The sequence below is a fragment of the Aurantimonas sp. C2-5-R2 genome (assembly GCF_036549495.1).
GTDB classification, from domain to species: Bacteria; Pseudomonadota; Alphaproteobacteria; order Rhizobiales; family Rhizobiaceae; genus Aurantimonas; species Aurantimonas coralicida_A.
The window spans coordinates 1-11,603 of record NZ_JAZHLJ010000095.1 but is presented as its reverse complement, the minus strand read 5'-3'; the positions used below and the strand labels follow the sequence as shown (position 1 = coordinate 11,603).

Below are 11,603 nucleotides of genomic sequence, written 5' to 3'. Positions count from 1 at the left end.
GAAATCTCAAGCATGCTTTCTCCACCGCATAATCTGCGGTGTTAGAAAGAGTCGCCAAGCCTCGTGACCACACAACCTGCGCAAGAGCCACAAACCGAGACCGCACGGACAAAGGGCGCTCCCCGGATCCCGGAAAACGCTCTTTCCCGACGAGGAACAGCATGGAAAACCTCAACGGCCTTCCCTGAGATAGTAAAAAGAAGGGCACTGGTCCTCAGTCGCCGAACAGGCGCTCGCCCTGCTCGTCGATGACCTGGCGGGCCTTGATCAGCGAAAACCGCGCCGCCTCCTCCTCGGAGGCAAACAGATCGGCGCGGATCAGCCGGAGGGTCTTCGTCTCGCCGCCGATCTCCTTTGTGATCGTTGCGGCCAGCCGGTATTGCCCGCCCTCGGCCATCGGCGTCGCGGCGATGGAAAAACCCTCATAGGTTTCCTCGGCGGCGACACGCGGCGCACTCGGTTCGGTGGCAGCGGTGCCGCCAAACAGCTTTTTCAGGAAAGACATCGGCTGGGGTTCCGTTTCCGGGAGAGCGGCGTGGATCGCGGCCGAACCGGCAGCTTCAGCGCCGGTCGGTCAGACATGGCCAGTCAGGTCGAGGCGAAGCTGCGGGACGCGGAGCGCCTGCAGCGCGGAAGTAGCGGCTTGGTCGCGGACGAGGCGGTAGCCGGTCGGCGTCGGCTGGCGGTGAACGCGGGTCTCGAGCCGCACGGCGTCGACAACCCAGAGCTCCTCGATGCCAAAGGCGGCGTAGATGCCCGCCTTGCGGCCGCGGTCCCAGGCAAGACTCGTGTCGGAAATCTCGATTGCCAGGAGACAGGTCGCGCCGTTCAGCCCCTCAAGGCCGACCGCCTTGTCGTAAACGACGAAGTCAGGTTCGAGGAAGGTGTCCTCCGACAGGCGGAAGGTCGTCTCGGGGGTGAAGGCGCGGTCATCGGGAAGCTGGCGGGCGAGTTCGCGGTTCACGAACGTCTTCAGCCGCTCGTGGCGGATCCCCTTGGGCGACATCGGCACGATCTCCCCGCCGATCAGTTCGAACCGCTCATGCGCGTCGATCACGCCGGCGGCGACGAATGCCTCGATCTCGGCGACCGTAAACGGGCGCCGGCGCAGGCCCTCGGCGGCCTGGGTCGTGCGAGGCTCGGGCGGATCGTCGAGCAGCTGGCGGTGGTGTGCGGTCATCGCGGCAATGCTAGCACAGGCAGGCCCCGGCGTCAGCTGTCGAGGAAGCTCCTGAGCTTGCGCGAGCGGCTCGGATGTTTGAGCTTGCGCAACGCCTTGGCCTCGATCTGGCGAATGCGCTCGCGGGTCACCGAGAACTGCTGGCCGACCTCTTCCAGCGTGTGGTCGGTGTTCATGCCGATGCCGAAGCGCATGCGCAGGACGCGCTCCTCGCGCGGCGTGAGCGAGGCGAGGACGCGGGTCGTCGTCTCACGCAAATTGCCCTGGATTGCGGCGTCGATCGGCAGCACCGCGTTCTTGTCCTCGATGAAATCGCCGAGATGCGAATCCTCCTCGTCGCCGACCGGCGTTTCGAGGGAGATCGGCTCCTTGGCGATCTTGAGAACCTTGCGGACCTTTTCCAAAGGCATGGCGAGCTTTTCGGCCAGCTCCTCCGGGGTCGGCTCGCGGCCGATCTCGTGCAGCATCTGACGGCTCGTGCGGACGATCTTGTTGATCGTCTCGATCATGTGCACCGGAATGCGGATGGTGCGGGCCTGATCGGCGATCGAGCGGGTAATTGCCTGCCTGATCCACCAGGTCGCGTAGGTGGAAAACTTGTAGCCGCGCCGGTACTCGAACTTGTCCACCGCCTTCATCAGGCCGATATTGCCTTCCTGAATGAGATCAAGGAATTGCAGGCCGCGGTTCGTGTATTTCTTCGCGATCGAAATGACCAGACGCAGGTTCGCCTCGACCATTTCCTTCTTGGCCTGACGGGCCTCGCGCTCGCCCTTCTGGACCATGTGGACGATGCGGCGGAACTCGGTGATTTCGAGACCGGTCTCGGTGGCGAGATTCTGGATCTCCTGGCGCAGCGCCTTGATCTGGTCCTTCTCCGACTGGACCAGCTTGAGCCAGCCCTTGCCGGAGAGATTGGCGATGTGGCGGGTCCAGTTGGGATCGAGTTCCGAGCCCTGATACTCGCGCAGGAACTCGTCGCGCTTGACACCGTGGGATTCGGCAAGGCGCAACAGCCGGCCCTCGTTGCCGACGAGCCGCTTGTTGATGTCGTAGAGCTGGGCGACCAGAGCGTCGATGCGGTTCTGGTTGAGCGAAAGGCTTTTCACCGCCGTGATCAGCTCTTCCTTCAGCTTCTTGTAGGAGCGCTCCTGGCTGGGCGACAGGGTGCCCTGCGCGGCGAGACGATTTTCGACCTGCTGGTCCTGGAGCTTGCGCAGCCGGCGATAGGCGTCGGCGATCTGGTCGAAGATCTCCATGACCTGCGGCTTGATCTCGGCCTCCATCGCGGCGAGCGACAGATTGTTCTCGAGGTCGTCGTCCTCTTCTTCCTCTTCCTCGCCGGGAGCCCGGGCGCCGGGCTGGGGCGTGCGCACCGGCTGCGGCGTGGTGCCGTCGGCCGAAGGTGGCGGAGGAGTCGGGGTCTTCGCCTCGGGGCCGGCATAGGTCGCCTCGAGATCGACGATCTCGCGCAGCATGATGTTGCCGTCGTTGAGTTCGTCGCGCCAGATGATGATCGCCTGGAACGACAGCGGGCTTTCGCAAAGCCCGGCGATCATCGTCTCGCGGCCGGCCTCGATGCGCTTGGCGATGGCGATCTCGCCCTCGCGCGACAACAGCTCGACCGAGCCCATCTCGCGCAGATACATCCGCACGGGGTCGTCGGTCCGGTCGCCGGCTTCCTTCTTGGTGGTGGTTGCGACCTGGGTCCGTCCGGGGCTTGCGACCTCGGTGGATTCGGAGGTCTCGGCGTTGTCCTCGGCTTCGCCGTCCTCGTCGCTCTCCACCACATTGATGCCCATGTCGCTGAGCATCGACATCATGTCCTCGATCTGCTCCGACGTGACATCGTCGGCCGACAGCATCGAATTCAGCTTGTCCATGGTCACAAAGCCGCGTTTTTTCCCGGCCTTGATCATCTTTTTGACGGCATCGTCGGACAGATCGAGCAAAGGTCCGTCTGGCGCAGCCGCGTCCGGCCGCTCCTCGATCGGCGCTTCGCTTTCTTTGGCCTTGGTCGCCATGCGCAATCTTCTCCAGTTCGCGAGCAGGGACGCGCCGCTAGACGCGGACCATCGACGCTGCGGTCATCTTGGCTGCCTTTATACGGCAGCAGCCGTAAACGTTCGCTTAACCATAGTGCGACAGCAGCCGGGCTGCATCCCGAGGAAAGCGTCGCATGCTATCAAGGAAGCCTCACGGCGCCCTCAAAAGGGGGCGGGTTGCGAAAAATTCAAGCGCAAGGATCAGGGAATGATCCCGACGGTCGCCGTCATATGATGCGTCAAGGGGTTAAAGGCAATGGTTCGCCGCCCAACGAGTCCCAACATGGTATCCGACGGAAACTGTGCGGCCCGCGTCAGATCGCCTTGGCGGGGCGCCCGGACAATGTTCCGAATCCGTCGATCAACGCCTCGGTGCCGTCCACCCGCTCGATCTCGCGTTTCACCTCGATCAGATGCGCAAACGACGCTTCCGAGGATTCGCGTCCGAGCGCTTCCTCGGCGTTCTTCAGTTCCAGACTTAGGGATCGCGAACGGTGTTGCAAGTGCAATGCCTGGCGCACGGCTTCCCGCGCGTCCTCGGGCGCGGCATCGGAAAGGAACGGCCAAAGCCTGACCTGCCGGGCCTTGGCCTCGTAGGCGTCGAAAATTTCGCGCGCGCCACGCCGGGCGAGTTCCGCCAGCAGCGCCTCGCGATCGGCGGGCGGGGCTTCGGCATAGGCGTCGAGGACCGAGGATCGCAGGCGGTCGAGATCGCCCTCCGGCAAGTCCAGATCGGCGAAATAGTCGAACGCCTCATGGATCAGGACCGGATGGTTCACGAAACCGAGGACGATCGCGATCTCGCGCAAGGAGGGCTCCGGCACGCGCAACGGCTTGGTGAGACTGGAGCGGGCCAGCCGGTCGGAGATCGCCGAACGCCGCCCTCCCCCCGCCGGGCCGCGACCGGACGAACCGGCGCGGTCGTCGCGGCGGCCGCGCGCGTTGTTGCGATCCTTGCCGCCGCCATGACCGCCGCTGCCGGCGAAAAACGAACGCAGCCGTTCGTCGGCATCCTGCAGATAATGCCGGCGCACGCTCTCGTCGCCGACCTGGCGCAGCAAGGCTTTCAGCCGATGTTCCAGATCGGCGCGGCGCTCGGGCGTATCGAACAGGCCGCTGGCGGTCTCGCGCATCCATAAAAGGTCGGCGAGCGGCCGCGCCGCGCCGAGCAGATCCCGCACGGCGTCCGGGCCGCCCTCGCGCACCAGATCGTCGGGATCCTTGCCGTCGGGCAGCAGCGCAAAGCGCAGCGAGCGGCCGGGCTTCAGCGCCGGAAGCGCCAGCTCGGCGGCGCGGTGCGCGGCCTTCAGCCCCGCCGCGTCGCCGTCGAAACACAGGATCGGCTCGCCGGTGGTCCGCCACAACAGGTCGAGCTGGCGCTCGGTCAGCGCCGTGCCGAGCGGGGCGACGGCGTGTTCGATGCCGGCCTGGGCGAGCATGATCACGTCCATATAGCCCTCGACCACGACGAGGGTTTCGGCGGCCCGCGCCGCGCGCCGGGCGCGGGCGTGATTGAACAGCACCTGGCCCTTGTGGAAGATCTCCGATTCCGGCGAGTTGAGATATTTCGCCTGGGCGTCGGCCGCCATCGCGCGGCCGCCGAAGGCGATGGTGGCCTCGCGCAGATCGGTGATCGGGAACATGATGCGGTCGCGGAAACGGTCGTAGGAGACGGCGATCTCCTCGCCGTGGACGACGAGCCCGGTGGCCTCGATCTCGGCCTTTCCGACCCCCTTGGCGGCCAGATGCTCCTTCAGCCGGTTGCGCGAATTCGGCGCGTAACCGAGGCCGAACTGCTTCTGGGTCTGCGGATGGAGGCCGCGATCGCGCAAGTAAGCCCGCGCTTTTGCGCCGTCCGATTCGTGCAGCGTCGACTGGAAGAACGCCGCGGCGTGGCGCATGGCGTCGAGGATGGTCGCGCGCGCCTCCTCGCGCCGCTCCGCCGCCGGATCGCGGTCGGGCATCGCGAGCCCCGCCTCCCCGGCCAGCCGCTCCACCGCCTCGGGAAAGGACAGGCCCTCGAGCTCGGTCAGGAAGCGGAAATGGTCGCCCGAGACCCCGCAGCCGAAACAATGGTAGCGGCCCTTCTGGTCCTCGCAGTGGAAGGACGGCGTCTTCTCGCCATGGAACGGGCAGCAGGCCCAGTAGTCGCCGCGCCCGGGCTGCGACTTGCGGCGATCCCAGGCGACACGGCGGCCGATCACGTCCGAGATCGGAACCCGGTCGCGAATGTCGTCGAGGAAGGAAGGCGGAAAGCGCATGGGGCCGGTCTGTATGATGGACTGGGCGAAGTAGCTACGGCGGGATGATCGAAATTCTGAATCGTTCCCCGTCAACTCCGCCTCACCGGCGCCAGCATAGTCGGTTCGTCTGCTCGCTAACAGGCCTGCGTCCTGACGTGCCCCGCTTCGCCATACGCCAAAATCGCGCGATCCCGCGTGAGAATAACCAGATCATGCTCACGGGCGGTGGCGATCATGATCCGGTCCATGGGATCATTGTGCACCGGTGTCGGCAGATAGGACGCCGCCACGAGCACGGCCGGCGACACGCCCTGCACGGTCACACCAGCGGCGTCGACAAACTCCTCGAACCAGCGGAGCGGATGTTTCGTCGATGCCACGCGCCCCTTGGACATGAGCATTCCCAACTCCCACGCGGTCATCACGGAAACGCAGATGCCTGCGCCGCCCGAACGCGCCGCCAAGATCGCCTCGACGGCGGTTTCAGCGATGGGCGCGTCCTGTGACAGCCAGATGACCGCACAGGTATCCAGCAACAATCCGTCAGCCATCGTCGTAACACTGCCCCCATTCGGGGTCGGCCGGCCGCGTCAGGTCGACGCCCGCGGCAACCGACAGACTGCCCTTCATGGAGCCGAAGAGACGATCGCGCGCCGGCCCGCCTCCGGTCTGGGCGCTATCGGTGGGTCGAGCGGATCGCGGGCTCCCGTTCGGCACGCCGCTTCGGGGTCCGGCACGCGTGAACACCAGACGTTCGCCGGCAATGTCCACCTGCTCGGTCTGATACCCCGCGCTCAGCCACTGGCGAGTCATGACATTGTTGCTGGGATTGTTGCTCCACCAAGCGCGGTGCATCTTCGATCGCGGCAGCCGGGACCCGACAATTCGTTCGATTTCCGCAAAACTCATCGCAATATGACGGTCAGACCGGCTTTCCAGGTATTGTCCCAAGGGATCATACTTGCTCATGGGAATCCTCCTTTCAATTTTCACACCCTACCAAACACACACACAGTATCAATGAGTGTGTACACACAAGACGAAATTGGGTCTGGATTCGCTCAGAGCAAAGATGCTGCAATCGCTGCCTCCGCCGCGAAAATCCGGCCAACCCCGCCGACCGAGGTGAATCGACAGACCATGCTGCAAGCCATCACCGCCATCTTCGTCTGCCAGCTCGCCGGCGAGGCGATCAGCATTGCCACCGCCCTGCCGCTCCCCGGCCCGGTCATCGGCATGGCGCTTTTATTCGCCGCGCTGCTGATCAAGGGCAATGTTCCGCAAAACCTCGGCGCGGTCGGCGACGGGCTGTTGGCCAATCTCTCGCTGCTGTTCGTGCCGGCCGGCGCCGGCATCATGGTGCATCTCGCCCGGCTGGAAGGCGATGCGCTGGCGATAAGCATCACCCTCGTCGTCTCGACGCTTTTGACGATCGCCGTCACCGCTGTCGTGATGAATCGCTTCGGCCCCGGCCGGAAGGGGCGCAACGATGCCTGACCGGCTGACCGACGTCTGGGTCTATCTGGCAGCAAGCCCGTTGTTGTCGCTGACCATGACGCTGATCGCCTATCAGGCGGCGAGCTTCGTCTATCGCAAGGCCGGATCGACGGCGCTGCTCAATCCCGTCCTGGTCACGGTAATCCTCGTCGTCGCGGTGCTGACGCTGACCGGGACAAGCTACCAGACCTATTTCGAGGGGGCGCAGTTCATCCACTTCCTGCTCGGCCCGGCGACGGTGGCGCTGGCGATTCCGCTCTACCGCCAGTTCGACAAGGTCCGCCAGAGCGCCGCCGCCATCGCCGCGAGCCTTCTCACCGGCTCGCTGACGGCGATCATGTCGGCCGTCGGCCTCGGCCTTTTGTTGCGAGCCGACCCCGTCAGCCTGATCGCGCTGGCGCCGAAATCGGCGACCGCACCGGTCGCCATGGGGATTGCCGAAAAGCTCGGCGGCCTGCCCTCGCTGACGGCGGTGCTGGTGATCGCGACCGGCATCTTGGGCGCAGCGCTCGGGCCGGTGCTGCTCGACCGCCTCGGCATTCGCGATCCGGCGGCGCGCGGCTTTGCCCTGGGTACGGCCTCGCATGGCATCGGCACGGCGCGGGCGCTTCAGGAGAGCGAGGTGGCCGGGGCATTCTCCGGCCTCGCCATGGGCCTCAACGCCTTGGCCACGGCGATCATCCTGCCGCTGATCTGGGCGCTGGTTTTTTGAGAGGGATGGCCCCGCCGCGGATCAAGCGCGAAGCTGGTTCAACATCTCCCGGGCCTCGACGAGATCCGGCAAACCGTCACCCTCCGCGATAGCGTCGAGGGCTTCTTCTAGCGCCGCCGCCGATTCCTGCGGTTCGTCGCCCCTGGCCATGCGAAACGCGGCGAGGTCCCGCACGGCGCGCAGCGCGAACCAATGGACCCCTTGCCGGCTCGCGGTGGCACAGGCGCACCGCAAGGCGTCCTCGGCGGCGGCGACGTCGCCATCGCGGAGAAGTCTGCCGCCGTGAAGACGCAGTATTTCCGCCAGCATCATCTCCTCGCCGGCGTGCGCGATGCAAGCGAATGCCTCTTCGATCAGTTCCGTTGCGTCCTGCATACATCCGAGATGAAGAGCCGCGTCGGCGGCGACAGCATCCCAGGTCGCGACATGCAGCCGCGCGCCGGTGGCCTTCCACTGCTCGATTCCGCGACGCGATTGCTGCAGCGTCGAGGCACCGCCACCCAGCATCGTTTTCGCCCAGCCGATGAAGACGTTGTCGTGCGCGGTCCAGAAGACAAAGCCGTGCTTCTCGCTCAGCCGCAGGTTTTTCTCCGCGTGGGCGAGGCAGCCTTCCACGTCCCGTCGCAAGAAGAGCATCAGGCTGTGAATGGCGCCGGCGAAGACGCTGGCAATCGGGAGCTCCAGCGCGTCGGCATCGCGGACGGCCGCCTCGATGCGAGCCAACCCCGTGTCGGGCATTCCCTCGATCGTATCCATCCATCCGAGGTAAAGGCGCGCGATCAATTCCGGACTCTCGCCATGCTCAAAGAGGGTTTGCTCCGGCGACCACGGGGTGGGGTCCGAGAGCACGGCCTCGAAGGCGGCGCGCGCCTCCGGCAGACGGCCTTCCGCCTTGCGGTTGGAGCCGAGGGCGCGCTGAGCGAGGCGCTGCCAGTCGCCCCGGCCGCTGGTTTCGGCCAGAGCGACGAGCTGATCGGCGAGCGCGGCGCTGCGCGTCAGCTCACCCTGATCATAGATGCAGTTCCACAGCGCGCGAAGCACCGTGAAGCGGCAGGAATCGTCCTTAAGCTGCTCGGCAAGCGCGACTGCGGGCGTCAGTGCCGCCTCGACCTCCGGCGAAGCGTAGCCGCGCACCGCGATCAGCGGCACGCTGAGGGCGACGCGCGCGTCGAGCTCCCGCACCGCGCGGGCCGGCCCCTCGGGAAGCCTCTCGCAGAGGCCGAGCGCGTTGGAAATGGTGCTGACCGCCTCTTCGTTGGCGCTGCGGTGGGCGGCGGCCCGGCCGGCGGCCACGAAGCGCTCGATCGCCTGTGGAAGATCGCCAGCTTCGGCGGCATGGTACGCGATCAGGCTGTCGGGCGCGCCGTCAGGACGCGCGGCGAGCGCCGCCGCGATGGCTCCGTGGATGGTGCGGCGGCGCGAATGCAACAGGCTGGCGTAGGCCGCGTCGCGAACCAGCGCATGTTTGAAGACATGATGGACGGCGGGAGCGGCGCCGCGCCGAAACGCCAGTTGGGCCTCGACCAGCCGGTCGAGTGCCTCGTCGATCTGCGCCTTGGGCAGATCGGCGACGGCGACGAGCAGGGCGTAATCAAACTCGCGGCCGATGCACGCGGCGATCTGCGCGACTTCCCGCACGCCGGGCAGCCGATCGAGCCGTGCCAGGAGGCTGTCATGCAGGGAAACGGGAATTGCGCCTGGGGAAGCATCGTGGTCACGGGCCTCGACCACGGCCTTGGTCAATTCTTCCACGAAAAGCGGCACGCCGTCGGTACGGGCGATGATCTGTTCCAGCATCTCGCTCGACGCCGACGTCTCGCCGATCAGCTCCTCGATCAATTGCTGAGCGGCGGCGCGGCTCAGTCGATTGAGCGCGAGATGGGTGACATGGGGATGGGCCGCCAGTCGCGGCTCCCCGTCCGGGCGGCTGGTCATCAGGATCATCACCGGCTGGTCGCCGATCGCATCGAGAACCAGGCCGAAGAGTTCAAGGGTCGAGGGATCGGCCCAATGCGCGTCTTCCAGCACCATGAGGACCGGGCGCTTGCGGGCCAGGCCCACGGGCTGGGCGGCAAGCGCCTGCAGGGTGATCATACGTCGCTGTTGCGGGCCGACCCGTTCGAAACTTTCGGCATCCAGGGGCACAAGTCCGACCGCGTCGGCCAGCGCCGAAAGTGCGCCATGGGCGTCGCCGTCGCTTTTCGCCAACAGGGCGGTTAGACGGTCGAGGTTCTCGGCGTTGCCGGCGTCGGGGTCGAGGCCAGCCGCCCGGCGCAGTTGCTGGATCACGGGCCAGAGCGGCGTGTCGGCATAATAAGGCGAGCATTGCTGCCGGATGCGGAAATGATCGGTGCCTTCCAGACGACGCAGCAATTCCGCCGTGATCCGCGACTTGCCGATGCCGGCTTCACCGGTCAGGAGCACACACTGCCCTTCGCCGCCCCGCGCCAACTCCCAGCGTTCGAGCAGGAGCGAAAGCTCCATGGCGCGGCCGCAAAGCGGCAGCACCCGCTGACCCTCCCTCGCCTCGAAGCGGCTGGCCAGCATGTTTTCGCGCAGCACGCGGAAGGCCTCGACCGGCCGGTCGTAGCCGCGCAGCGTCAACGCCGGCAACGGCGCGACCTCGAAATGTTCGCCGGCGAGCTGACGTGTCGTCCCGGATATGACCAGCGCTCCGGCTGAGGCTATCGCCTGCAGGCGCGCGGCAAGGTTGGGCGTGTCGCCGACAACCGTGCGCTCGCGTGCCTCGTTGTCGCCGATGAGATCGCCGACGACGACGGGACCGCTGGCGCAGCCGACGCGAATGGCCAAGGGGACGTCTCCCGGAGAGGCCAGACGCGCGGCCGCCGCGATGACGGCGAGACCGGCGCGCAGGGCCATCTCCACCTCGTCTTCCCGCACCCGCGGCCAGCCGAAATAGGCCAGCACGCCATCGCCCATGAATTTGGCGACGTGGCCTCCGAATCTGGCGATTTCCCCGGAGACGGTATTCTGGAACGCACGGATAACGGCCGCCATGTCTTCCGGGTCGAGCCGCGCGGCAAGTTCGGTGGAGCCGACGAGGTCGACGAACATGACTGTGATCTGCCGCCGTTCGGCGGCGCCGTCCGCGGACGGGCCGGCGCTTTCGTCAGGCGCCGCCGGCATCTCCTCGTGAAGCGCCTTGAGCAGCCGCCGGCGCTGGCCGAGGGTCAACCCGAGTTCCTTCAGGTCCGCCTCGTCGAGCTCGCGCAAGACCGCGAGATCGACATCCTCCTCGATCAGCTGCGGCGCGAGGGCTTCCAGGCCGACGAGGCGCAGCCAGGCCTCGAGCCCTTCGTGATGGTTGGTCACCGCGCTATGATCGGTTCGTCGTTCCACGTTCCCGCCATCCGAGCCTAGCCCCTCTCGTCAGCCTAGCACGGTTGCGGCGCGAGCGCGTGCGAGCCGAGGCGCCAAGAGCGATGCGGCGGCGACGTCTTGCCCGGGGCACGGCGTGGCACGGCATCGGCGCGGCGCCGGCGTTTACAGGAGAGCGAAGGGACCGGGGCGGTTTCCGGCCTCGCCATGGGGCTCAACGTCCTGGCGACGGCGATCATCCTGCCGCTGATCTGGGCGCTGGTGTTTTGAGGGGGGATGAGACTCTGGCGGTGGGCGCCGATGCGGGTGGCGGGTTCAGATGGTTGTCTGCCGGTCCGCTCTTCAGAGCGCGAGGCCAAAAGCGGACATAACCCCAACGGCAGCGGCGGGCCGTTAGCAGTCGCTTTTGGGTCGCTGGAGGCGAAAACCTGTCGCTGGACGCTCTATCGCTGCTGCACGTCCGTGGAACGGGTGGTAGTCAAGCGACGACGAAGACAGGGTGCATCTAGGCTCAGGACTCATTGATCAGAGCCAGAAGATGACGGCGGCTGCGATGCAGATGGCCGAGAAGAAGGTGTGGGCGCAAC

General features: G+C 66.3%; 10 protein-coding genes. 3 read left to right on the top strand and 7 right to left on the bottom strand.

Annotated features, from left to right (window positions below):
- Positions 1 to 214 precede the first annotated feature (214 nt).
- The 6 genes from VQ044_RS21870 to VQ044_RS21845 all read right to left on the bottom strand — a co-directional run bounded on the left by VQ044_RS21870 (position 215) and on the right by VQ044_RS21845 (position 6,437).
- A complete protein-coding gene (locus VQ044_RS21870; protein ID WP_327649539.1) occupies positions 215 to 505 on the bottom strand; it encodes an HlyU family transcriptional regulator in 291 nt (96 codons plus the stop codon).
- Between the two features lie 69 nt (positions 506 to 574).
- Positions 575 to 1,180 carry a Uma2 family endonuclease gene (locus tag VQ044_RS21865; protein WP_327649540.1) on the bottom strand — a complete coding sequence of 202 codons (606 nt, stop codon included), beginning with the start codon at positions 1,178 to 1,180 and terminating at the stop codon, positions 575 to 577.
- Between the two features lie 32 nt (positions 1,181 to 1,212).
- Positions 1,213 to 3,099 carry an RNA polymerase sigma factor RpoD gene (rpoD, locus tag VQ044_RS21860; RefSeq protein WP_442872988.1) on the bottom strand — a complete coding sequence of 629 codons (1,887 nt, stop codon included), beginning with the start codon at positions 3,097 to 3,099 and terminating at the stop codon, positions 1,213 to 1,215.
- A gap of 440 nt (positions 3,100 to 3,539) precedes the next feature.
- Positions 3,540 to 5,486 (bottom strand): DNA primase, encoded by a 1,947-nt coding sequence (gene dnaG / locus VQ044_RS21855; RefSeq protein WP_327649541.1) that lies wholly within the window; start codon positions 5,484 to 5,486, stop codon positions 3,540 to 3,542.
- A gap of 116 nt (positions 5,487 to 5,602) precedes the next feature.
- Positions 5,603 to 6,019, bottom strand: a complete 417-nt coding sequence (locus VQ044_RS21850; RefSeq protein ID WP_327649542.1) for a type II toxin-antitoxin system VapC family toxin — start codon at positions 6,017 to 6,019, stop codon at positions 5,603 to 5,605.
- Positions 6,012 to 6,437, bottom strand: coding sequence for a DUF7662 domain-containing protein (locus tag VQ044_RS21845; protein ID WP_327649543.1), 426 nt, complete (start codon positions 6,435 to 6,437; stop codon positions 6,012 to 6,014). Before VQ044_RS21845 ends, VQ044_RS21850 begins: the two co-directional genes overlap by 8 nt.
- 171 nt (positions 6,438 to 6,608) lie before the next feature.
- Between VQ044_RS21845 and VQ044_RS21840 the strand changes: the two genes are divergently transcribed.
- Positions 6,609 to 6,965 (top strand): CidA/LrgA family protein, encoded by a 357-nt coding sequence (locus VQ044_RS21840; RefSeq protein WP_327649544.1) that lies wholly within the window; start codon positions 6,609 to 6,611, stop codon positions 6,963 to 6,965.
- Positions 6,958 to 7,677 carry an LrgB family protein gene (locus tag VQ044_RS21835; protein ID WP_327649545.1) on the top strand — a complete coding sequence of 240 codons (720 nt, stop codon included), beginning with the start codon at positions 6,958 to 6,960 and terminating at the stop codon, positions 7,675 to 7,677. Before VQ044_RS21840 ends, VQ044_RS21835 begins: the two co-directional genes overlap by 8 nt.
- A 21-nt stretch (positions 7,678 to 7,698) precedes the next feature.
- Here VQ044_RS21835 and VQ044_RS21830 read toward each other — a convergent pair whose 3' ends face one another.
- A complete protein-coding gene (locus tag VQ044_RS21830) occupies positions 7,699 to 11,037 on the bottom strand; it encodes an adenylate/guanylate cyclase domain-containing protein (protein WP_327649546.1) in 3,339 nt (1,112 codons plus the stop codon).
- 99 nt (positions 11,038 to 11,136) lie between these two features.
- Between VQ044_RS21830 and VQ044_RS21825 the strand changes: the two genes are divergently transcribed.
- Positions 11,137 to 11,286 carry a hypothetical protein gene (locus VQ044_RS21825; protein WP_327649547.1) on the top strand — a complete coding sequence of 50 codons (150 nt, stop codon included), beginning with the start codon at positions 11,137 to 11,139 and terminating at the stop codon, positions 11,284 to 11,286.
- Positions 11,287 to 11,603: the final 317 nt, after the last annotated feature.

Bases quoted from the DNA above. Each gene is read 5' to 3' on its own strand.
- VQ044_RS21865 (WP_327649540.1), bottom strand. From the start codon at position 1,180: ATGACCGCACACCACCGCCAGCTGCTCGACGATCCGCCCGAGCCTCGC.
- VQ044_RS21845 (WP_327649543.1), bottom strand. From the start codon at position 6,437: ATGAGCAAGTATGATCCCTTGGGACAATACCTGGAAAGCCGGTCTGAC.
- dnaG (WP_327649541.1), bottom strand. From the start codon at position 5,486: ATGCGCTTTCCGCCTTCCTTCCTCGACGACATTCGCGACCGGGTTCCG.
- VQ044_RS21850 (WP_327649542.1), bottom strand. From the start codon at position 6,019: ATGGCTGACGGATTGTTGCTGGATACCTGTGCGGTCATCTGGCTGTCA.
- VQ044_RS21835 (WP_327649545.1), top strand. From the start codon at position 6,958: ATGCCTGACCGGCTGACCGACGTCTGGGTCTATCTGGCAGCAAGCCCG.
- rpoD (WP_442872988.1), bottom strand. From the start codon at position 3,099: ATGATCAAGGCCGGGAAAAAACGCGGCTTTGTGACCATGGACAAGCTG.
- VQ044_RS21870 (WP_327649539.1), bottom strand. From the start codon at position 505: ATGTCTTTCCTGAAAAAGCTGTTTGGCGGCACCGCTGCCACCGAACCG.
- VQ044_RS21840 (WP_327649544.1), top strand. From the start codon at position 6,609: ATGCTGCAAGCCATCACCGCCATCTTCGTCTGCCAGCTCGCCGGCGAG.